The 23,267-nt window shown below is 39.5% G+C and carries 20 protein-coding genes; 15 read left to right on the top strand and 5 right to left on the bottom strand.

Translation table 11 applies throughout. The features are described 5' to 3' along the window. Positions 1-103: 103 nt before the first annotated feature. The gene (locus tag HC000_RS00220) at positions 104-784 is read right to left on the bottom strand and encodes an HAD-IA family hydrolase (RefSeq protein ID WP_179806586.1); all 681 of its coding nucleotides are present in this window, start codon (positions 782-784) and stop codon (positions 104-106) included. Then, positions 784-1,494: a bifunctional 2-polyprenyl-6-hydroxyphenol methylase/3-demethylubiquinol 3-O-methyltransferase UbiG gene (gene ubiG / locus HC000_RS00215; RefSeq protein ID WP_086996055.1), complete on the bottom strand. Its 711-nt coding sequence runs from the start codon at positions 1,492-1,494 to the stop codon at positions 784-786. Before ubiG ends, HC000_RS00220 begins: the two co-directional genes overlap by 1 nt. Before the next feature lie 177 nt (positions 1,495-1,671). Between ubiG and gyrA the strand changes: the two genes are divergently transcribed. The 10 genes from gyrA to HC000_RS00165 all read left to right on the top strand — a co-directional run bounded on the left by gyrA (position 1,672) and on the right by HC000_RS00165 (position 12,646). Continuing rightward, positions 1,672-4,371 (top strand): DNA topoisomerase (ATP-hydrolyzing) subunit A, encoded by a 2,700-nt coding sequence (gene gyrA / locus HC000_RS00210; protein WP_011328101.1) that lies wholly within the window; start codon positions 1,672-1,674, stop codon positions 4,369-4,371. Between the two features lie 324 nt (positions 4,372-4,695). After that, positions 4,696-5,778 carry a 3-phosphoserine/phosphohydroxythreonine transaminase gene (gene serC / locus HC000_RS00205; protein WP_011328102.1) on the top strand — a complete coding sequence of 361 codons (1,083 nt, stop codon included), beginning with the start codon at positions 4,696-4,698 and terminating at the stop codon, positions 5,776-5,778. After that, positions 5,778-7,055: a 3-phosphoshikimate 1-carboxyvinyltransferase gene (gene aroA, locus HC000_RS00200; RefSeq protein ID WP_179806585.1), complete on the top strand. Its 1,278-nt coding sequence runs from the start codon at positions 5,778-5,780 to the stop codon at positions 7,053-7,055. Before serC ends, aroA begins: the two co-directional genes overlap by 1 nt. A 105-nt stretch (positions 7,056-7,160) precedes the next feature. After that, positions 7,161-7,871 carry a (d)CMP kinase gene (gene cmk / locus HC000_RS00195; RefSeq protein WP_011328104.1) on the top strand — a complete coding sequence of 237 codons (711 nt, stop codon included), beginning with the start codon at positions 7,161-7,163 and terminating at the stop codon, positions 7,869-7,871. 95 nt (positions 7,872-7,966) lie between these two features. After that, positions 7,967-9,634: a 30S ribosomal protein S1 gene (gene rpsA / locus HC000_RS00190; protein ID WP_011328105.1), complete on the top strand. Its 1,668-nt coding sequence runs from the start codon at positions 7,967-7,969 to the stop codon at positions 9,632-9,634. A 63-nt stretch (positions 9,635-9,697) separates the two neighbouring features. Continuing rightward, complete coding sequence (gene ihfB / locus HC000_RS00185; protein ID WP_011328106.1) at positions 9,698-9,985, top strand: integration host factor subunit beta; 288 nt, start codon at positions 9,698-9,700, stop codon at positions 9,983-9,985. A gap of 22 nt (positions 9,986-10,007) precedes the next feature. Next, positions 10,008-10,289, top strand: a complete 282-nt coding sequence (locus HC000_RS00180) for a LapA family protein (protein ID WP_011328107.1) — start codon at positions 10,008-10,010, stop codon at positions 10,287-10,289. A gap of 2 nt (positions 10,290-10,291) precedes the next feature. Next, on the top strand, positions 10,292-11,428 hold the full coding sequence (lapB, locus tag HC000_RS00175) for a lipopolysaccharide assembly protein LapB (protein ID WP_086996072.1): 1,137 nt from the start codon (positions 10,292-10,294) through the stop codon (positions 11,426-11,428). Positions 11,429-11,473: 45 nt separating this feature from the next. Next, on the top strand, positions 11,474-12,178 hold the full coding sequence (gene pyrF / locus HC000_RS00170) for an orotidine-5'-phosphate decarboxylase (protein ID WP_011328109.1): 705 nt from the start codon (positions 11,474-11,476) through the stop codon (positions 12,176-12,178). A 102-nt stretch (positions 12,179-12,280) separates the two neighbouring features. Then, a complete protein-coding gene (locus HC000_RS00165; RefSeq protein WP_257025378.1) occupies positions 12,281-12,646 on the top strand; it encodes a hypothetical protein in 366 nt (121 codons plus the stop codon). Between the two features lie 65 nt (positions 12,647-12,711). Here the strand turns inward: HC000_RS00165 and HC000_RS00160 are convergent, their stop codons facing one another. Together HC000_RS00160 and HC000_RS00155 are read right to left on the bottom strand one after the other, a co-directional pair. Further along, complete coding sequence (locus HC000_RS00160; protein ID WP_058373336.1) at positions 12,712-13,542, bottom strand: S1-like domain-containing RNA-binding protein; 831 nt, start codon at positions 13,540-13,542, stop codon at positions 12,712-12,714. Positions 13,543-13,544: 2 nt separating this feature from the next. After that, positions 13,545-14,867 carry a DEAD/DEAH box helicase gene (locus HC000_RS00155; RefSeq protein ID WP_179806583.1) on the bottom strand — a complete coding sequence of 441 codons (1,323 nt, stop codon included), beginning with the start codon at positions 14,865-14,867 and terminating at the stop codon, positions 13,545-13,547. A 196-nt stretch (positions 14,868-15,063) separates the two neighbouring features. Here HC000_RS00155 and HC000_RS00150 point away from each other — a divergent pair, with 196 nt between their 5' ends. The 3 genes from HC000_RS00150 to HC000_RS00140 all read left to right on the top strand — a co-directional run bounded on the left by HC000_RS00150 (position 15,064) and on the right by HC000_RS00140 (position 18,842). Then, on the top strand, positions 15,064-16,071 hold the full coding sequence (locus HC000_RS00150; protein WP_011328113.1) for a rhodanese-related sulfurtransferase: 1,008 nt from the start codon (positions 15,064-15,066) through the stop codon (positions 16,069-16,071). A gap of 157 nt (positions 16,072-16,228) precedes the next feature. Beyond that, positions 16,229-18,124 carry a putative nucleotidyltransferase substrate binding domain-containing protein gene (locus tag HC000_RS00145; RefSeq protein ID WP_179806582.1) on the top strand — a complete coding sequence of 632 codons (1,896 nt, stop codon included), beginning with the start codon at positions 16,229-16,231 and terminating at the stop codon, positions 18,122-18,124. Between the two features lie 7 nt (positions 18,125-18,131). Then, positions 18,132-18,842: a 3'-5' exonuclease gene (locus HC000_RS00140; protein WP_011328115.1), complete on the top strand. Its 711-nt coding sequence runs from the start codon at positions 18,132-18,134 to the stop codon at positions 18,840-18,842. Between the two features lie 90 nt (positions 18,843-18,932). Here the strand turns inward: HC000_RS00140 and HC000_RS00135 are convergent, their stop codons facing one another. Further along, the gene (locus tag HC000_RS00135; RefSeq protein ID WP_011328116.1) at positions 18,933-20,513 is read right to left on the bottom strand and encodes a BCCT family transporter; all 1,581 of its coding nucleotides are present in this window, start codon (positions 20,511-20,513) and stop codon (positions 18,933-18,935) included. Positions 20,514-21,009: 496 nt separating this feature from the next. Here HC000_RS00135 and egtB point away from each other — a divergent pair, with 496 nt between their 5' ends. Together egtB and egtD are read left to right on the top strand one after the other, a co-directional pair. Further along, on the top strand, positions 21,010-22,284 hold the full coding sequence (gene egtB / locus HC000_RS00130; RefSeq protein WP_179806581.1) for an ergothioneine biosynthesis protein EgtB: 1,275 nt from the start codon (positions 21,010-21,012) through the stop codon (positions 22,282-22,284). Continuing rightward, positions 22,281-23,267, top strand: a complete 987-nt coding sequence (gene egtD, locus HC000_RS00125) for an L-histidine N(alpha)-methyltransferase (protein ID WP_179806580.1) — start codon at positions 22,281-22,283, stop codon at positions 23,265-23,267. Before egtB ends, egtD begins: the two co-directional genes overlap by 4 nt.

The raw sequence follows: 23,267 nt of genomic DNA, 5'->3' as shown, positions 1-23,267 counted from the left end.
TTTACGCTTTTTAAAAATATATTTTGACTGCTTTTTTTATCAGCAGGCTTTGTGTGAAAACTAACACAATCACAATATATAGTGTTTAATAATTAACATAGCACTATATATGGTTAAAACCTTCAATAGGGCTTTGCCAATTAAAATCGGCCTGCCAGCTCAAAACTTCGGTTAAGTTAGGCACGTAACCCCAAAGTGCGGTTGCGGTGTGCATACCTGCCGCTTTACCTGCTTGAATGTCACGCAAAGCATCGCCAATGTACAAGCAACGATTTGGTGCAACGCCCATTAGCTTGGCACAATGTAGTAAAGGTAAAGGCGAAGGTTTAGCTTCAGCTAAAGTATCGCCACTGATAACCACGCAGGCATTTTTTAAAGCAGGGATCGCGGCTACTAAAGGGGCGGTTAAAAATCCGGGTTTGTTAGTCATGATCCCCCATTTGATGTTTTTTCGCTCCAGTTCGATAAGTAGTGGCTCAATACCAGCAAAGCACGTGGTGTGTTTGGCTATATTAGCCGCGTAGGCATCAATTAATTGCTTAACGAGTTGTGCTTGCGGTTGCTCACCCCATTTATCTTTAAAACCGACCTCTAACAAGGCTGCTGCGCCATTAGATGCAGCAGCGCGATATACCTCACGACTTACTGTATCTAATTGCTGCGAACGCAGTACGGTATTTAAAGCTGCACCTAAGTCATCAGCGGTATCGAGTAAAGTGCCATCTAAGTCAAATAAAAAAGCATCGTACTCTATAGTAGGTGACGTTGATTGAGAGCTGACCATTACGCTAACTTCTCAAAATGCAGAATATAATTTACGCTTACGTCGGTATTAAGCGAGTACTGCTTAGATAATGGATTATAAGATAACCCAGCACTGGCGCGCACTTTTAAACCCGCTTGTTCAGCCCAGGCAATTAACTGTGCTGGTTTAATAAACTTTTTATGATCGTGAGTGCCTTCAGGCACCATTTTTAATAGCTTTTCTGCACCAATAATGGCGTATAAATAGGCTTTAGGGGTTTTATTAAGTGTTGAAAAAAACACATCAGCACCGGGTTTTGCAAGCTCTGCAACAGCATGAATAATAGAAGCCGGATCGGGTACATGCTCCAGCATTTCCATACAGGTTACTACATCAAAGCGAGCAGGGTGCTCGGATGCATATTGTTCAGCAGGTACTTTAATATACTCTACATGTACGCCTGTCTCTAGGCTGTGTAATTTGGCAACAGTTAAAGGCTCTTGGCCCATATCTATGCCGGTTACCTTTGCCCCCATGCGCGCCATGCTTTGGCTTAAAATACCGCCGCCACAACCTACGTCTAGTGTTTCTTTGTCAAATAGACCGCCAGTTTTATTGGCTATAAAGTCTAAACGTAAGGGGTTTATTTCGTGAAGCGGTTTAAATTCCCCGTCTAAATCCCACCACCGCTCTGCGATGGCCTCAAATTTTGCAATTTCTGCGTGATCTACATTTTGATGTTCGGTCATAAAATACTTCCTCGTCAATCTGGGGGCATTATATAGGGCTAAATTGGTAAATCGCAAAGTTTTGCGCCTGTAAATCTAAATAAATTGTGGTAGCATGTTTCTTTAGCAATAATAACAAATTCTCTTGATACCTAATAGTGGGTGTTTAAGAGCTGATACTGAAGGAATGTGATATCAATGACTGATCTCGCCCATGGCATTCTGCCAGTCAATATTGAAGACGAGTTAAAAAACTCCTACTTAGATTACGCAATGAGCGTAATTGTAGGACGTGCATTACCAGACGTGCGTGATGGCTTAAAACCTGTTCACCGCCGCGTTTTGTTTGCAATGAACGAGCTTAGTAATGATTGGAACAAGCCTTACAAAAAATCGGCACGTGTTGTCGGTGACGTAATCGGTAAATACCACCCACACGGCGATAGTGCTGTTTACGACACTATAGTACGTATGGCACAGCCATTCTCACTGCGTTATATGCTAGTAGATGGTCAAGGTAACTTCGGTTCGGTTGATGGTGATTCAGCAGCGGCAATGCGTTATACAGAAGTACGTATGGCAAAAATGTCGCATGAATTATTAGCCGATCTTGAAAAAGAAACGGTTGATTTCGTTCCTAACTACGACGGCACTGAGCAAATCCCTGACGTTTTACCAACCAGAGTTCCTAACTTATTAGTAAACGGTTCATCGGGTATTGCGGTAGGTATGGCAACAAACATTCCACCTCATAACTTAACTGAAGTGGTAAATGGCTGTTTAGCACTCATTCAAAACCCTGAATTATCTATTTTAGAGTTAATGGATTATATCCCGGGCCCAGATTTTCCAACTGCTGCAATTATCAACGGTAAAAAAGGCATAGAGCAAGCCTATTTAACTGGCCGTGGTAAAGTGTACATGCGTGCCCGCGCTGAAATAGAAGTAGATGAAAAAACGCATCGTGAAACTATCATTGTTCACGAAATACCTTATCAAGTTAACAAAGCGCGCCTAATTGAAAAAATTGCCGAGCTGGTTAAAGATAAAAAAATTGAAGGTATTAGTGCACTACGTGATGAATCAGATAAAGACGGTATGCGTATCGTTATTGAGATTAAACGTGGTGACGTAGGCGAAGTTATTTTAAATAATTTATATGCGCAAACGCAGTTACAAACTGTGTTTGGTATGAATATGGTTGCGTTAATTAACAACCAGCCTAAGTGCTTTAATTTAAAAGAAATGCTTGAAGAGTTTATTATTCACCGCCGTGAAGTAGTAACTCGTCGTACTGTTTTTGATTTACGCAAAGCGCGTGACCGTGCACATATGCTAGAAGGTTTAGCAATTGCACTGGCAAACATCGACCCAATTATTGAGCTTATTCGTAATTCACCAACACCTGCTGAAGCAAAAGTTGCTTTAACAGCGCGTTCGTGGGAATTAGGTAACGTAAAAGCCATGCTTGATAAAGCAGGCGAAGACAACGTTGCCCGCCCAGATTGGTTAGCTGCTGAGTTAGGTATTCGCGATGGTCAATACTTTATTTCTGAGCAACAAGCTCAAGCAATCCTAGATTTACGCTTACATAAGCTAACGGGTTTAGAACACGAAAAGATTCTAACTGAATACCAATCGTTATTAGATTTAATTGCTGAGCTTTTACATATTTTGGCAACACCAGAGCGTTTAATGGAAGTTATTCGCGATGAGTTAGTTGAAATTAAAGCGCAATATGGTGATGAGCGTCGTACTGAAATAAATGCCGCAGCACACGATATCAGCCTTGAAGATTTAATTACCGAAGAAAACGTAGTAGTAACGCTTTCTCACGAAGGTTATGTTAAGTATCAGGCTCTGTCTGATTACGAAGCGCAGCGTCGTGGTGGTAAAGGTAAATCGGCAACGAAGATGAAAGATGAAGATTTCATTGAACGTTTATTAGTTGCTAATACGCACGATACTATATTGTGTTTCTCAACGGCTGGTCGTTTATATTGGCTTAAAGTGTATCAGTTACCACTTGCAAGTCGTGCAGCGCGCGGCAAACCAATTGTTAACTTATTACCACTTGAGGCAGATGAACGTATTACCGCTATATTACCAGTACGCGAGTATGCAGAAGATAAATACATCTTTATGGCAACCGCATTTGGTACAGTGAAGAAAACACCACTAACGGCATACAGTCGTCAACGTGCAAGCGGTATTATTGCGGTTAACCTAAATGAAGGCGATAGCCTAATTGGTGTTGATGTTACCGATGGCAGCAACGAAATTATGTTGTTTACCGATGCGGGTAAAGTAGTACGCTTTAAAGAAGCAGAAGAAACAACGGTTGTTGATGAAAACGGTAACCCAGTACTAGACGAAGAAGGTAACCCTGAGATTCGCTTCAAAGGTGTTCGTCCTATGGGCCGTACAGCTACAGGTGTTCGTGGTATTAAAATGCCTGAAGGACAACGCGTAGTATCGTTAATTGTGCCTAAAACAGATGGTGCTATTTTAACCGTGACTGAAAACGGCTACGGTAAACGTACTTTACTTGAAGACTACCCAGCGAAGAGTCGTGCGACTCAAGGTGTAGTGTCTATTAAAGTAAGTGAGCGTAATGGTGCGGTTGTAGGTGCTGTACAAGTTGACGATAACGATGAAATAATGATTATTTCAAATCGTGGTACCTTAGTACGAACTCGCGTTAATGAAGTTTCTACGGTTGGACGTAACACGCAAGGTGTTATTTTGATCAGAACTATTGACGAAGAGCAAGTAGTTGGTTTACAACGTATAGAAGAGATTGAAGTTACCGAAAGTGACTTAATTGATATCGAAGACGTCGAAACAGTTGATACGGTTATTGATGAAGTAGCGGATGATAATCCTCCTTCAGAATAATTGAGATTAAAAAAGCGGCCTTGGCCGCTTTTTTTAATGGTGTTGAATAAAATTAATATTAATAATACTGCGCAATAAAATAATTTTTACAATAGCAAAAAGACTCAATTGCAAGACGTTAATTTATATATATAGTTGTTCTCAGTAATTGTTTTATATTGCTCTGTTTGCTGCATTAATGCAGCCTTATAGGTAATGAAGGCTTTAATACTATGAGTGAGGCTATAGCCCACTTAATAATCACAGCTTTAATTTAATGTGTATAACCTGATTGAATGGTAATCGGGTGTTTAATTTTTTAATTACTGGAATGAGGAAAAGGTAATGAGTAAGTATAATTTTTGTGCGGGGCCGGCCATGTTACCGCCAGCAGTAATGAAAAAAGCACAACAAGAATTTATAGATTGGCAAGGTTTGGGTGTATCGGTGATGGAAATGAGTCACCGTAGTAAAGAGTTTTTAGCGCTCACTAAAAAATGTGAAGCGAGCCTGCGTCGTTTAATGAATATTAGCGATGAATTTGAAGTGCTGTTTATGCATGGTGGCGGTCGCGGTCAATTTAGTGCTGTGCCATTAAATTTACATCAGGAAAATAAATCAGCGGTTTACTGCGAAAACGGCGTATGGTCAAAAAGTGCAACGGATGAAGCAAATAAGTTTACCCAAACTACTGCTATCGATGTTCGTAACGATACCGATGGTCAATTTTCGATTAAAGCAGTGGCAGACTGGCAGTTGCCAGCAGATGCGTCGTACATTCACTATTGCCCTAACGAAACCGTTGATGGCTTAGAGATTTTTGATGTACCGAGTCATCCAACAGCGCCAATTATTGCAGATATGTCGTCAACTATTTTATCGCGTGAAATTGACGTTAATCAATTTGATTTAATTTACGCTGGCGCACAAAAAAATATAGGTCCTTCGGGCATTGCAATCGTTATCGTACGTAAAACATTACTAGCACGTGAAGGGCTTCCTAAACCAGGTATTTTAGATTATGCACTAGAGGCCAAGCAGGGCAGTATGTTTAATACGCCACCAACATTTGCATGGTATTTAGCGGCTGAAGTATTCCAATGGCTTGAGCAAAATGGTGGTGTAAAAGCCATGGAAGCACAAAATATTGCAAAAGCTGAACTACTTTATAATTTTATCGATAATTCTGATTTTTATTCTAATAAAGTAGCTAAGCATAGTCGCTCGCGTATGAACGTCCCTTTTTGGTTAAATGATGAAAGCTTAAACAGTAAGTTTGTTGCTCAATCAAACGAAGCGGGCTTGCTAGCACTCGAAGGCCATAGAATTGTAGGTGGAATGCGCGCCAGTATTTACAACGCAATGCCACTTGAGGGCGTGCAAGCGCTTGTTGATTTTATGGCTGCTTTTGCAAAGGAAAATAGCTAATGGAACAATTACGCTTAGAACCTATTTCGTGTGTTAATGGCAGCGTCACTCTGCCGGGTTCAAAAAGCTTATCAAACCGTATATTGTTATTAGCGGCATTGGCAAATGGCACTACTGTTGTTGAAAACTTACTTGATAGCGACGATATACGCCATATGTTGGGCGCGTTACAATTATTAGGTGTTAACGTTAGTTTAAACCAAGAGCGAACAGTTGCTACAGTACAAGGTGTTGGTGGGGTATTTAAAACCCCAAGAGAGCCTTTGTTTTTAGGTAATGCAGGCACAGCTTACCGTCCTTTAACCGCTGTACTTGCTGCGGTTGCAGGTGAGTACGAACTGATTGGCGAGCCACGCATGGAAGAGCGCCCAATAGGGCATTTAGTCGATGCGCTGCAAGCACTTGGCGGTGATATTACTTACAGCAAAAATAAAGATTACCCACCGCTTAAAATTATAGGTGGGCAAATTAACGGTGGTGAAGTTGCAATTGACGGCAGTATATCAAGTCAATTTTTAACTGCATTACTAATGGCTGCACCACTGTTTAATGGTGATACCAAAATAACGATTAAAGGCACTTTAGTATCTAAACCCTACATTGATATTACCCTTGATGTAATGGCACGCTTTGGAATAGAAGTTGAGCATAGTAATTATGCAACTTTTACCGTAAAAGGTGGTCAACAGTACCAGTCACTTGAACGTATTATGGTTGAAGGCGATGCGTCTTCTGCATCTTACTTTGTAGCTGCAGCTGCAATTGCCGGTGGCGAAATTGAAATTAAAGGTGTCGGTGCTAAATCGGTGCAAGGCGATATTGGCTTTGCTAAAGTAATGGAACAAGTGGGCGCTAAAATAGATTGGTATGATGAGCGTTTAGTTGTTCGTAAAGGCCAATTAAACGGTGTTGATATTGACGCAAATGCCATACCTGATGCAGCAATGACATTAGCCACTGTGGCTCTATTCGCTAAAGGGCCAACGGCTATTCGTAATATTTATAATTGGCGCGTAAAAGAAACCGATCGACTACACGCTATGGCAACTGAGCTCAGAAAAGTGGGCGCAGAAGTTGTAGAAGGGCACGATTTTATAGAAATCACTCCCCCGAAACACTTTAACGATGTAGCAATTGATACTTACGATGACCATCGCATTGCCATGTGTTTTGCTATGGTTGCCGTAGGTGGAAAGCCAATCACGATTAATGATCCTAAGTGTACTTATAAAACATTTCCGACATTTTTCAATGTATTAGCATCAGTTAGTGAGTAGGTTTTTGATGTTAATTAATAAAAAGTTACACACTAATAGCGATCTATTTAAATAACTGACGTATAATATTGCGGTTTACTTAGGTGTGCATTGTAGGAGGTTTAAATGCAGGCGTTATTAATGCCCGTGATCACCGTAGATGGCCCAAGTGGTTCAGGTAAGGGAACTGTTTGTCGCTTGTTAGCCGAAAAGTTGGGATGGGATGTACTTGATAGTGGCGCAATTTACCGCGTTTTATCTCTAGCGGCACTTCACCATCAAATCGCATTAGATAACGAAGATGCATTAGTTCCCTTAGCTGCTAACTTAGATGTACAGTTTTTGGTAGATAGTCAAACTAATGCAGCAAAGGTTGTTTTAGAAGGTGAGGATGTAACCACCACAATCCGTAACGAAGAAGTAGGGGCTGCAGCATCAAAAGTAGCAGCACTACCTCGCGTACGCGAAGCGTTATTACGTCGCCAACGCGCATTTAGAACTGAACGAGGTCTAATTGCTGATGGTCGTGATATGGGTACTGTGGTTTTTAAAGATGCACCGCTAAAAATATTTTTAACCGCCAGTGCACAAGAACGCGCCAAACGACGTTTTGTTGAGTTGAATGCTCGCGGTCTTAATGTTACACTGAGTGGTCTATTAAAAGACATTCAAGAGCGTGATGATCGCGATATGAATCGTGCCGTTGCGCCACTTGTGCCTGCAGAGGATGCTATTGAGCTTGATACTAGCGAGCTTAATGCACAGCAAGTATATGATAAGGTATTAACTTTATTGGATACGGCTATCTCTGAAGGTCGGCTTCCTAAACGAAGCTAAACACATTTTATGCACCAGCAGGATGCCAGTGCTATTTTAACAACCCCATGCAGCATGGTTGCTTATTGGTATAATATATAGAGACGTATATTCGTATGTCAGAAAATTTTGCGCAGTTATTTGAAGAAAGCTTAAAGGGTTTTGAAGCAGAGCAAGGCTCTATCGTTAAAGGTACAGTAATCTCAATCGAGAACAACATTGTACTTGTAGATGCTGGTCTTAAATCAGAAAGTGCTATCCCTGCTGAGCAGTTCAAAAATGCTGCTGGTGAACTTGAAGTTGCTGTTGGCGACGAAGTAGATGTTGCACTAGATGCAATTGAAGACGGTTTCGGTGAAACTATCCTTTCTCGTGAGAAAGCGAAGCGTCACGAAGCGTGGATCCGTCTTGAGAAAGCATGTGAAGAGCAAGAAACTGTTACTGGTGTTATCAACGGTAAAGTTAAAGGCGGTTTCACAGTTGAAGTTGATTCAATCCGTGCTTTCCTACCTGGTTCACTTGTTGATGTTCGTCCAGTACGTGACACAACTCACCTTGAAGGCAAAGAGCTTGAATTTAAAGTAATCAAGCTTGATCAAAAACGTAACAACGTTGTTGTTTCACGTCGTGCAGTTATCGAATCTGAAAACTCACAAGAACGTGAAGAGCTTCTTGCTAACCTTGTTGAAGGCCAAGAAGTTAAAGGTATCGTTAAGAACCTTACTGACTACGGTGCATTCGTTGACCTTGGTGGTGTTGATGGTCTACTACACATTACTGATATGGCGTGGAAGCGTGTTAAGCACCCTTCAGAAATCGTTAATGTTGGCGACGAAATCGCAGTTAAAGTTCTTAAATTCGACAAAGATAAAACTCGTGTATCTCTAGGCCTTAAACAGCTTGGCGAAGATCCATGGGCAGCTATCGCTGGTCGTTACCCAGAAGGTTCTAAACTTTCTGGTCGTGTTACTAACCTTACAGATTACGGCTGTTTCGTGGAAATCGAAGAAGGCGTTGAAGGTTTAGTTCACGTTTCTGAAATGGATTGGACTAACAAGAACATCCATCCTTCAAAAGTTGTTAGCCTTGGCGACAGCGTTGAAGTTATGGTTCTTGAAATCGACGAAGAACGTCGTCGTATTTCTCTTGGTCTTAAGCAATGTATTGCTAATCCTTGGCAGGAATTTGCTCGTCTACAAAACAAAGGCGACCAAGTTACTGGTAAGATCAAATCAATCACTGACTTCGGTATCTTTATCGGTCTTGACGGTGGTATTGATGGTCTTGTACACCTTTCAGACATTTCTTGGAATACACCTGGCGAAGACGCTGTACGTGAATTCAAGAAAGGCGACGAAATCACTGCTATCGTATTGCAAGTTGACCCAGAGCGCGAACGTATCTCTCTAGGTGTTAAGCAAATCGAAGCTGACCCATTCAATAACTACCTTGATGCAAACAAAAAAGGTGCTATTGTTAAAGGTAAAGTGACTGAAGTTGATGCTAAAGGCGCAACTATTGAACTTATCGAAGGCGTTGAAGGTTACATCCGTGTAGCTGATATCGCTCAAGAGCGCGTTGAAGATGCAACTACTGTTGTTTCTGTAGGCGACGAAATTGAAGTTAAATATGTTGGTGTTGATCGCAAGAACCGCACTTTAAGCTTATCTGTTAAAGCTCTTTTCGAAGCTGAAGAGAAAGAAGTAATAGAAAAGCTTAAGAAAGACGAGCCAGTGTTTGAAAACGCAATGGCTGCTGCTTTCGCAAATGCACAAAAAGACTAATTAATCAGTCTTTAATTGGAAGGGCAGTTTATGCCCTTCCATTATTTCTTTTAAGGAAATGCTATGACTAAGTCAGAACTGATAGAAACACTTGCACAGCAACACGCACACGTTCCAGTGAAAGATGTTGAAAATGCAGTAAAAGAAATTCTTGAACAAATGGCCGGCTCATTATCTTCTTCAGATCGTATTGAGATCAGAGGTTTTGGTAGTTTTTCTTTGCATTATCGCGCTCCACGTACCGGTCGTAACCCTAAGACTGGCGAAACAGTAGAGCTAGATGGTAAACATGTACCACATTTTAAACCAGGTAAAGAATTACGTGATCGTGTAAACGAGAGCATTGCCTAGTTAACTTATTGGAGTAGGGTACTTGTTTAAGGTATTAAAAATTATTCTGGTTGCACTTTGCTTGATCAGTGCATTTGTATTGGGTTCTCAAAATCCACAATTAGTACAAATAAACTATATTATAGCCAGCAATACATTGCCTTTAGCCGTTATAATAAGTATTTGCTTTTTATTAGGTGTTGTAATTGGTTGTTTTGTAAGCTTTAAATTGTTTTCACAACTTAAGTGGCAAAATTATCGTTTAAAAAAACAGTTAGCACCTGAACAAAATAAAAAAAAGCCTGCTGCTGATAAAGACTCATAATTATGATTGAGCTGTTATTTTTACTACTTCCTGTGGCTGCCGGTTACGGCTGGATAATGGGAAAAAACAGTGCTAAAAATCAAGCTCATCAATTTAATCGGCAGATCACCTCTGAATATAGTAAAGGCTTAAAGTTTTTACTCGACAGGGAAGAAGATCAAGGCCTTGAACATTTAATTAATTTACTAGAAGTTGCAGCTGACTCGGTTGAACATTATTCAACGCTTGCAACTATGTTTCGCCGCAGAGGCGAGCTAGACCGCGCAATAAAAATTCACGAACTCCTTTTAAAACACCCAAGCCTTAATGAGCAACAAGCTGCTGCTAGTCGTTTAGAATTAGCAGAAGATTATGTTATGGCTGGGCTATTAGATAGTGCCGAAGAGCATTTAGTTTGGCTTGTTAAAATGGACCACAGTGAAGCATTAGATCCTATTATCACTCTATATTCGCAAACCCGAGAGTGGCAAAAAGGGATTAATATGTTTGAAGCGCATAGTGAATTATTTTCAAAAGAACAACACTTTAAAGCCATAGCTAACTTTTACTGTGAGCTGGCGTTAAGTGATAATAACCCCTCATTAATGCGCAAAGCCATTAGTTTGAATCATAAAGCGATACGTCCTTTATATGAACTTGGTTTGTCTGCATATACTAAAGAAGACTACGTAAAGGCAATTTACTATTGGCGCGAATTAATTTGCCAATTTACATTTTTTGCTCCTTTATTTGTCGATAAATTAGCACATTGTTATAAGCATCTAAATTTAACTCATCAATTTCATCAGCTGATCAGTGAGTTACTCGACAAAGGTGGCGTGCTAATAAAAATACAACATTGCCAAGCTTTGTTAGAGCAAGGTAATACAGAGCAAGCTTTTGAGTTTTTAACTGATAGCTTAAAGCGCCAACCAACCATACGCGGGTTTAGTTTTTTATTACAACTAATGGGCGCTCAAGATAAAAATACTAAAGAGGTGCTCGACCAAATAGATAAACTGGTCACTTCTTATATTGCCACCAAACCAGACTTTCAATGTCAGCATTGTGGCTTTACTAGTTATACAATTTATTGGAATTGTCCTTCTTGTAAGCATTGGGAAACTACTGTACCAAGCAAGGGCTTAGACGGATTTTAATCTTTTAGTTTTCAAATAACACTTTCGCTATAAAGTAGGATAGTTATGCCTTTCGAAAAATCAAAAAAAATTCTTATTGCACTCGATTACGATGATCAGCAAGCCGCTTTAGACTTTGTAAAACAGCTATCACCCGATTCATGTCGCCTTAAAGTAGGTAAAGAAATGTTTACTTACTTTGGCCCTGCATTTGTAAAAGAGTTAATTGATTTAGGTTTTGATGTATTTTTAGATTTAAAATTTCATGATATTCCTAACACAGTGGCAAAAGCAGTGACTGCGGCGGCAAAAATGGGTGTATGGATGGTTAATGTGCATGCAAGTGGTGGCTTTGAGATGATGAGCAAAGCTAAACAAGCACTAGCTCCATTTGGCGATAAAGCCCCATTATTAATTGCTGTTACCGTGCTAACGAGTATGGATGAGACAGAGTTAAAGCGTTTAGGCGTAGAAAAAACACCACAAGAGCAAGTTATTTATTTAGCGAAGTTGGCAAAAGAAGCAGGACTTGATGGTGTTGTTTGCTCTGCTCAAGAAGCACAACAATTAAAAGCAGAGTTAGGCGCAGGCTTTAAGCTAGTAACGCCTGGTATTCGCCCAGTAGGGAGTGATGCTGGCGATCAAAAACGCATTATGACTCCTAAACAAGCTATAGATGCAGGCAGCGATTACTTGGTGATCGGACGTCCAATTACTCAAGCAGACAATCCTGTTGCTGTTTTGGCAGATGTTAATAAATCTATAGAATAATTTAACAAAAGTTCAGGCTTTATTGCCAGAACCCTTGCGAGATGTTTGTTTTATGTTACATTAATAAAATCAAAATGCAGTAAGGGTTTTATTTTGAGACTAATGTTAGGTTCTATAGTGATTATTGTTGCTGGATTTTCAGTAAACAAATATGTTTTTTCTAGTAAAGTGTATGATGGAGTAACGGCAGTTACGGATATTGTTGCTATATATCCCGTAAATATATTCGATTTTAAACAAACAATGCAAAATTACGCTTATCACCTTTGTTATAAAAATGAGGATAGATTAAGTCAACAGCATGTAACTTCACACGAATGTGTAGATAGCCATGATAGCCTTAAACGAGATTGTGAAGATAAAGTATTTCGTTTAGCGCCATTAAATTTGCAAAATAAAGAAGAAGTGCTCAATTACGCTAAGCAATATACACAATGTACTTTGCCGTATAAATATATTATTGGGTAGTGAAAGGTTAGTTATAAGCGCTAAGTGCAGCACTTAGGCTACACTCAACGCATAATAATAAATTGTTATTTTAAGCGAATGGATTTCGCTTCAATTTCTATTAATCCTAGTTTAAATAATCCACCAATTGCCTTTTTATAATTAGCTTTACTGGTCGAAAATATTTTCTTAATTGTTTCAGGATCAGACTTATCACCTAAAGCAATAACGCCACCTTCCTCTTTTAGCTTTTCCATTATAACATCGCCAAGATTACTAACTTTAGCCATACCTGGTTTTTCTAATACAACGTCAATTTTGCCATCTTCACGCACTTTTTGAATAAAGCCTTTTAGTTTTTGCCCTACAAATAAGCTTTTAAATACCATATTGTAAAAAATAACACCAAAGTGAGATTCTTCAATAAGGACTTTGTAACCAATGTCAGTTTTACCCGCTATGATCAAATCGACTTCTTGTAAATGGGTGTATTGCGGCTCATCTTTAGATAAAAAACGATTAAAGTTATTTGATGCACAAATACGCTTACTGGCATTGTCTAGGTACAAACGCACTAAATACGAATGACCTTCTTGCATACGCGGTTTTTGCTCATTAAACGGCGCTAGTACATCTTTTTCTAAGCCCCAATCTAAAAAGGCACCAATACTATTAATTTCTTTAACACGCAGTAGGGCATATTCACCTACTTGTGCATGAGGCTTTTTAATTGTTGCTGTAGGTAAATTAGCATTATCTAAAAATATAAATACGCTAATGCTATCACCAGCTTCAAGCTCATGTTTTATTTCTTGTTTTGGTAAAAATACTTCGCCTAAATCGTGGCCGTCTAGGTAAGCACCTTCGTTACTAACTTCTTTTACAAATAAGGTTTGTGTGGTTCCAAGGTAACTCATAATTATTCCTGTTCAGGCTTTTTTCTGCGGCGCATAGGAGTATCGCCATCAATATTAATAGGGGCTTTAATGGGAGCTGATGGTTTTTTAGGCTTAGCTTTGCGTTTAAACACTGGCTTTTTAGCTGCTACTGTTTTTTCTGTGGCTAAAATTGCAACTGGTTTCTTTTCTTTAATCCCTTTAAATTTAGCTTTTAAACCATCAACGCTATCAAACTTTAATTCATCATTTAAGAATGCTTTAATTGCTAAATAACTTGGCCAATCTTTAGGGCCTACTAACGACAGTGCGCTGCCTTTAAAACCAGCTCGACCTGTACGCCCAATTCGGTGAACATATTCTTCAGCGTGTTTAGGTAAATCAAAATTTATAACATGGGTAACACTGAGTAAATCTAAGCCACGTGACGCAACATCTGTGGTTATTAATATTTTGAAGTTTTCACGGCTAAACGCATCCATAATATCGAGACGCTTATTTTGTGCTAAATCACCTGCTAATGGCTGTGCTTTAAAACCTTTAGCGCAAAGCGCTTCGCTCAAACGGCTGGTATCTGCACGGGTAGCTGTAAATATAATACATTGGCCAACATCGTCTTGATTCAAAAAGTGCTCAAGTAAGGCTTCTTTATGATCAAGATGATCAGCAAGATATAAGCTTTGTTTAATATCTGAGTGTTGCTCGTTTGCAGCGCTGAGCATTATTTGCTTAGGCTTTTTTAATAAGTTGCGTGATAGTGCATCTACTTGTGCATGATCTAGTGTAGCCGAAAACAATAGTGTTTGGCGCAGGCGATGATCGGCCAAGTCATTAATCATTTTAAGTTGTTCGGTAAAGCCTAAATCTAGGATACGGTCTGCTTCATCAAAAATAAGTAGCTCAAGACCGCTCAATTGTAACGTACGCTTTGTAAGGTGATCGGCTAGACGACCTGGTGTTGCAACTACAAACTGCGGATCGTTTCTAAGCGCTTTAATTTGGTCATTAAAATTTTCGCCGCCGAGTATTTTTACGGCTTTAATGTTTGTACCTGCGATTAATAAACGCAGTTGTGTAAATACTTGCGTAGCAAGCTCACGTGTTGGAGCAACAATAAGTACCCGAGGATCGCGTTTACTGAGTGCTTTTTGTTTCATTACTCGTTGAACAGCGGGTAATAAAAACGCCAAGGTTTTGCCTGACCCTGTTTTAGACTGGGCGAAAATGTCATGCCCTGCAAGTGCTGTAGGCACTGCATGTGCTTGAATGTCGGTAGGCTGGGTGATCCCTTGATGTGCTAGTTGTGTTTCAAGGCGATTATCAATCCCAAGATCAGTAAAGTGCAAGGTGTGTTTCTCCAAAATGAGCAAGTTATATCTTAATTCTATCGGCGCATTATAGCCCACAGAGGCGTATGGCTAACAGTAAAATGCAAATTATAAGGCTAATTTTTGCATTTAATCACAAAAAGCGTAAAATACGCGCCCAAGATGCGCCGGATTTACGATTCGGTATATATTAAAAAGCAAAATAGGAATAAATATGACGGCTGTTCATAAAGACAATTTAACCAGCGAGCACTTTATAGTGTGTGCACTGTATAAATTTGTAGCATTACCTGAGTTTGAAGCGCTTAGAAAACCATTACTAGATGTAATGGAGGCAAATGAAGTTCGCGGTACTTTACTAATCGCCTCTGAGGGTATTAATGGTACGGTTTCAGCTAAACGTGCTGGCATAGATAATCTTCTTAAATGGCTTGAACAACAGCCAAGCCTTAATAACATTGTTACTAAAGAATCTTACGATGACGAATGCCCATTTTACCGCACCAAAGTAAAACTAAAAAAAGAAATTGTGACTATGGGGGTTGAGGGCATCGATCCGCTAAAAGTAGTGGGTAGTTATGTTAAGCCAAATGAATGGAACGCATTAATTTCAGACCCAGAAGTGATACTTATAGATACCCGCAACGATTACGAAATTGAAATAGGCACCTTTCAAAACGCAGTTGATCCTAACACCAAAACATTCCGTGAATTTCCGCAGTGGGCTAAAGAAAACCTTGATCCAAGCAAGCATAAAAAAGTAGCTATGTTTTGTACTGGCGGTATCCGCTGTGAAAAATCAACAGCGTATATGAAAGAGCAAGGCTTTGATGAAGTGTACCATCTTGAAGGCGGTATTTTAAAATACCTTGAAGAAGTACCAAAAGATGAAACCATGTGGGAAGGCGAATGTTTTGTATTTGATAATCGTGTAGCGGTTAATCACGACTTACAAAAAGGCTCGTATGACCAATGTCATGCGTGTCGTATGCCGATCACCGAAGACGAAAAGTTAAAAGCTGAATATATGGAAGGCGTGTCGTGTCACCATTGTATTGATAATGTAAGCGATGAGCAGAGAGAACGTTTTGCTGAGCGACAAAAGCAAATAGAGCTTGCACAAGCGCGTGGCGAAGGCCACATTGGTAATGAAGCACAAGCTATTTTACAGCAACGTAAAGAGGCTAAAAACGCTAAAAAACAAGCCCAACGTAGTAAATAATATTTTATTAAATTAATTTAAAAAGAGTCATTATTGACTCTTTTTTTGTATCCACTATATGTTTTAACCTAAGATTGGTAATGTTAGTCTTTAGGTAATACCAATTGCATTAAATTAGTATAAAACACATCATAATATCGCTATGTAGGAAGCAACTATGCAAGCCGAACAAATAGAAATAGCGCAGTTTTTAGCACAGCATCCCCCTTTTAACGATTTACCCATTAAAGCGCTTAACGAGCTGGCGCAACAAGTTGAAGTTGCATACTTTAGAGCGCAAACAGAGATTTTACAGTTAGGCCAAGATATTGCCGACTTGTACGTTATAAGAAGCGGCTCGGTAGAAATGTATCGCCGTAATGGCGAGCTTTATAATCGTTTAGCCGTGGGTGGAATATTTGGCCAAATGGGCCTATTGATGAACCGCAAAGTGCGTTTTCCGGCCACTGCACTAGAAGACACATTGGTTTACTGCATTAATGTTGAACTGTTTAATCGTTATTGCGATGAGTTTGATGCATTTGCTGATTACTTTGAAACCGATGGCAATGTACGTTTGCACCAAGCTATTGTTGAGCAAGCCGACAGTAACGATTTAACGACAGCAAAAGTAAAGTCGCTTATTCATCGCGATGTAGTGACAGTATTAACCACTTCTACGGTGCAAGATGTTGCCAAATTAATGAGTGAAGAAGCGGTTTCATCAGTACTGGTTACAGATATAAATAAGCCCATTAACGACGACCCGGAAGAGGATGATGGCCAAGTAGTTGGCATAATTACCGACCGAGATTTACGTAATAAAGTGGTTGCGCCAGGATTGTCGTTTGATACTCAAGCACAGCATATTATGTCTACTAACTTAGTGATTTTAGATGCTAATGCCTACGTTTTCGAAGCTGTATTAGCGATGTTAAGAGACAGCCTGCATCATTTGCCGGTAGTGCAAAAACGCAGGCCGATTGGGGTAATATCACTGTCTGATATTTTACGTTACGAGTCGCAAAGTAGCTTGTTATTAGTGCGTGGTATTTTGGCTCAGCAATCAGTGGAAGACTTAACCCATTATGCCCGCCAGTTACCTAATGTATTTGTGCGTATGGTTAACGAAGATGCAAACTCTCATATGGTTGGTACAGCCATGGCAGTGATTGGCCGTACTTTTAAGCAAAGGTTATTAATATTAGCTGAAGAAAAGTATGGGCCAGCTCCCGTGCCTTATTGTTTTATTGCTTTAGGCTCCATGGCGCGCGATGAGCAACTGATAGTAACGGATCAAGATAATGCGCTTATTTTAGATGACAGTTACAACGATGAGTTACATAACGAGTACTTTCAAAACATTGCTGATTTTGTTTGTGATGGTTTAGCACAATGCGGCTACACCTATTGTGATGGCGAAATTATGGCGTCATTTAAAAAGTGGCGTAAAACTCGCTCTCAATGGTTTGAGCAATTTGCAGATTGGATAGCAAAACCAAAACCACAAACGTTATTACACAGCTCTATATTTTTTGATTTGGACGGCGTTTGGGGTAAAACAAAATGGGCCGATGAGCTCAAAGTCTTTGTTGCTAAACAAAGCAAAGCAAATAGGGTGTTTTTGGCAAATATGGCTGCTAATGCGCGTAATCGAACGCCGCCTCTTGGGTTCTTCAAAGGTTTTGTTTTAGAGCATAACGGCCAGCATAAGCACTCAATGAACTTAAAACGCCGTGGTACCGCACCACTTTCGGATGTTATACGGGTGCATGCATTAGCGATTGGTTCACGCAAACAAAACTCGTTTGACCGCCTTGAGGATATAATTGCCGCAAAAAGTTTACCCGAGGGTAAAGCACAAGATTTACGAGATGCGCTGGAGTATATAGCTATGATGCGAATTCGTCATCAAGCATTACAAATAGAGCAAGGTGAAGAGCCCGATAATAATTTAGATCCACATCAACTTTCACCGTTTGAGCAGCGTAATTTAAAAGAGGCATTTGCGATTCTTGAAAAAGCGCAAAACTATCTAAAATTTAGCTTTATTTCAAATACAAATGTGAAGTGATTTTTCTATGAGCAAGCAAAAGCAAGCAATAGTTGACTGGTCGCTTAGGTATCAGCAATTAGCAAATAGCAGTGAAAATGCCTTGTTACAGCAGTTTTATGCATCGGCTTTTAATCAGCCTGCTGCAGCAATAGCTGATGTGCCATTTGTAGCGATGGATTTTGAAACCACCGGCTTAGATAGCGAAGCAGATGACATAGTGAGTGTGGGTTTAGTGCCTTTTAACTTACAGCGAATATACTGCAAGCACAGCCGCCATTGGGTAGTACAACCGCGCAGAAACTTACATGAAGAATCAATAATCATTCATGGTATTACGCACTCAGAGGTTGATGATGCACCAGACTTTAATCGTATTATTGAGCCTTTACTTGCCGCGCTAAGCGGTAAAGTCGTGGTGGTACATTATGCAGCAATTGAGCGGCCATTTTTAAATAATGCGTTGTTACTTAGGCTGCACGAAGGCATAGAGTTTGCGTTAGTTGACACTATGGATATTGAAAAAAGAGCATTAACAGCACGCCAGGGTTTAATAGGGCGGTTATTTAACTCTAAAATAGGCTCGTTGCGATTAAATGATTGTCGTAAGCGCTACTCACTTCCTGCGTATAATAACCATAATGCCCTAACCGATGCATTGGCCACAGCTGAGTTGTTACAAGCGCAGCTGAGTCATCATTATCGCTTAGATACGCCGATAGATGATTTGTGGATATAAACTTTATTTTATAGCTATAAAAAACGCCGCATAATTTGCGGCGTTTTTATTAGTACTTTTTATAATTACCAGTAAGGGCAGTAAGTACGGTTACTTTTTAGTACGAGGCTCAGTACGTAAGCCCAACAGTAAGCTTAAACACATAAACAACAATACAATAGTAAAAGGTAACCCGGCAGATATAGCGCCAGCTTGCAGCGCTTGTATAGCTTCAGTTCCACCTATCCAAAGTAGTGCGGCAGCTACCGCACCTTGGGTTACAGCCCAAAAGATACGTTGTGGTACAGGTGCATCAATTTTGCCACCAGCCGTGATCGAATCAATTACCAATGAACCAGAGTCCGATGACGTAATAAAAAACACCAATACTAAAATAATCGCTACAAACGATAAAATGTTAGACAAAGGTAATGCATCAAACATTTGGAACATAGCAAGTGGTACTTCAGTAAGGCCGTTAGTACCTAGCTCACCTACATTATTAACCACCTGATCAATAGCAATACCGCCGTATATAGACATCCATAAAATAGTAACAGCAGTAGGCACTAGTAATACCGCAATTAAAAATTCACGTATAGTACGACCACGAGAAACACGCGCAATAAACATACCTACAAACGGTGACCAGGAAATCCACCACGCCCAGTACGATACAGTCCAGCCATGCATCCAGGTTTCATCTTCACGACCATGAGGATTACTTAAGGGAATAATATTTTCTACATAGCCCATTATGGTAGTAGGAACATTACCTATAGCAACAGCAAAGCCAACTAAAAATACAAACACAAGTAAAACCAAGGCAATTAACATATTGGCATTACTAAGTACTTTTACTCCGCCATCAATCCCTCTAACTACCGAAATAATAGCTAAAAGTGAAACCCCAATAATAACTAAAATTTGTGAACCAACACCACCAGAGGTACCAAATACATGATCTATACCTGCAGAGGCTTGTTGTGCTCCTAACCCTAGTGAAGTTGCAAGACCAAAGAGTGTTGCAAGCACAGCTAAAATGTCGATAAGGTGGCCAGGCCATCCCCACGCTCTATCACCTAAAATAGGATAAAAAATAGAACGGATAGACAGTGGTAAGCCTTTGTTATAAGTAAAGAATGCAAGTGAAAGTGCGACAACTGCATAAATAGCCCACGGATGTAGACCCCAATGGAACATAGTTGCGCCCATTGCTAGTTTTGCTGCCTCTGGTGTATTAGGAGCTACATTTAAAGGTGTTTCAAACCAGCCAGTATAATAAGCAAGCGGTTCTGCAACACCCCAAAACATTAAGCCAATACCCATACCTGCAGCAAATAACATAGCTAACCATGAAAGGCGAGAGTGAGTAGGTACTGCATCATCTCCCCCTAAACGTATTTTACCGTAAGGCGATACAATAAGTGCTAAACAAAAAATAACGAAAAAGTTAGCAGCCCACATAAATAAGGCATCAAAGTTATTAATAATATCTGTTTTTATACTATCAAGTGCAGACTTAGCTGTTTGTGGATCGGTAACTAAAATAGCGATCAAAAAGATGACAATCAGACCAGCACTTATGCCGAAAACAGAGTTATGTATATCTAACCCCCATTTTTGTACGTTGTCTTGACCTACGGTATAGTCCGTACTATCAATACTATATTTGTCATGCTCTTCGCTCATGCAATACCTCATTTGTTGTTCTAACCCTGGATGTTACCCAGTGTCGTAATTAATTATATTAGCCTTGTAATTATATTAGTTTAAACACAAATAATTAGAAGACTAACTAATCTGATTTTTGATCATTAACTTTACTAGTGTATGAGTTAAATACTAAATGTAAATGATTTTGTATTTAGACTGCTGATATTATAGTCAAAATGATGATATTTGTTGCTTTTAAGTATAAAAAATAAACACTCTCTAACTTGTTAAATTAGTTTACTATTTACTAATACATATACGAGAACACTTATAAATCAGCGCATATTATCCGAAATCAGAATTATAAAAACACATAGGTAAATAATTACTGTCACGGAGTATGTAAATACTAATAAGCTGCTAATTAAAGGTGCCTAATATAAACGCCCCTTTAATCTAGGAATACTTAGTATATGATTTAACATTAGGTTATATTTTAACAGTAAAGTAGTTAAAGGAGTAAATTGCGACTATGACTAATGATATTAAACATTTAGTTGGAAAAAATGAGCTTAGTGAGCATTTTAAATCGGTACGTAAATATAGCCTATCACTCATTAGTGCGTTAAGTGCAGAAGACTGTCAATTACAAGCAATGGCCGACGTAAGCCCAAGTAAATGGCATCTTGCGCATACCAGTTGGTTTTTTGAAACATTTTTACTCTGCATTCATAGCCGTAATTACAAAGTATTTAACCCTGAGTTTAAAATATTATTTAATTCTTACTACAACGGAATTGGTGAGCAATTTAAGCGGGGTAACAGAGGCAGCCTATCGAGGCCGAGTCTTGATGACGTAATAGCATACAGACGATATATTGATGAAGCTGTTATAAGCGTGTTAAATACTGCAATAACCCCAGAAATAGAGCAAATAATTACTCTTGGCCTAAATCACGAGCAACAACACCAAGAGCTAATGTTGATGGATATTAAGTATAACTTTTCTATTAACCCAATATTTCCTGCGTTCCAACCACTAAAGCCAACTCAAGTACCAAACCAGCAATCCAGTGCTGCTATAAAATTTATAAACTTTGACCAAGCAATTATAAACATAGGGAGCAATGCTGAAAACCAATTTGCCTACGATAACGAACAACCTAAGCACTCTGTGCTGGTTCATCCATTTAGCTTTGCTAATAGATTAGTGACTAATGCAGAGTATTTAGGCTTTATTAATAGCTCAGGCTATAGCAACCCGCAACATTGGCTAAGTGACGGCTGGGCACATATACAGGCTAATAATTTAACACAGCCATTGTATTGGCATTATATAAACGGGGAGTGGTTTGAGTTTACCCATTACGGATTATTACCCCTTAACTTAGCCGCGCCGGCTTGTCATGTTAGTTATTATGAGGCCAGCGCTTATGCAAGTTTTGTTAATGCACGCCTGCCCACAGAGTTTGAATGGGAATATGCAGCCCAGCAACACGCACCAAGTAATACAGCGCACACGTCACTTTTATTGCCAAATATGGCCGATAGTAGCGCTGCTATTGGGCAGCTTACAGATAGCTGCTGGCAATGGACAAACAGTGCTTATTTACCTTACCCTGGTTTTAAGCCAATAGCAGGCGTGGCAGGAGAGTACAATGGTAAGTTTATGAGCAATCAAATGGTATTACGTGGCGGTTGCGTGTTAACTCCTGCTAATCATTTACGTACAACCTACAGAAACTTTTATTATCCCCATCAAGCCTGGATGTGTAGTGGTATAAGACTCGCTAAGGATAAAACATGAGCCAAATGACAACAATAAAGCAGTGCAGTATAAATACCTCTATAAGCAACTGTGAGTTTTTAACAGATGTAATAAGTGGCTTAACCCAGCAACAAAAATCACTCCCCTGTAAATATTTTTATGACGACAAGGGGGCTGCATTATTTGAGCAAATAACAAGGCTGCAAGAGTATTACGTAACCCGTACTGAGCTGGCTATTTTAGAAAGGTACTCAAAAGAGATTGCACAAATCCTACCTGAAAGCTTATCAATAATAGAACCCGGTTGTGGTTCAGGCAAAAAAATTGCCCACTTATTAGCTCATATGAGCAAAGTAAAAACGTTTGTACCGTTCGAAATATCTACAGAAATGCTTAACTATTCATTAGCGCATTTATCGCCATTATTCCCTGAACTGGTTATTGATCCGTTATTAGGCGACTTTACCGATAGCGCAATGGTTAAACAGCTTATTAAAGAAACCGCCCTCGATAGCCAAACTAATTTAGTGTATTTCCCGGGCTCCACCTTAGGTAATTTTAACACGCTTAAAGCCATTGAAATAATGAGAAACTTTCAGCATTTATGTGGTGTAAATGGCTATGTTTTAATCGGGATTGACTTGGTAAAACAGCGCCAAGTACTGTTAGATGCATACGACGATAAACTCGGTGTAACCGCTGCATTTAATAAAAACTTATTACAACGAATCAATGACGAACTAAATGGATCATTTAACTTAGCCAATTTTAACCATGAATCACGTTATAACGAGCAGCATAACCGCATAGAAATGCACTTAGTGAGCCTTTGCGAGCAAACAGTGATAATTAATAACCAACAAATTAATTTTAAACAAGGTGAAAGTATTCATACCGAAAATTCTCATAAGTACACCCTAGAATCGTTTAAACAGCTTGCGGCACAAGCTAATTTAAGTTTAGAGCAAACATGGCAAGACGATAATAATTACTTTGCCTTATGCCTATTAAGGCCGCTATAA

The sequence above is a fragment of the Pseudoalteromonas sp. MIP2626 genome, from assembly GCF_013414205.1.
GTDB lineage: Bacteria > Pseudomonadota > Gammaproteobacteria > Enterobacterales > Alteromonadaceae > Pseudoalteromonas > Pseudoalteromonas nigrifaciens.
Note: the sequence above shows the minus strand (reverse complement) of the source record. Positions and strands in the feature narration are given on the sequence as shown.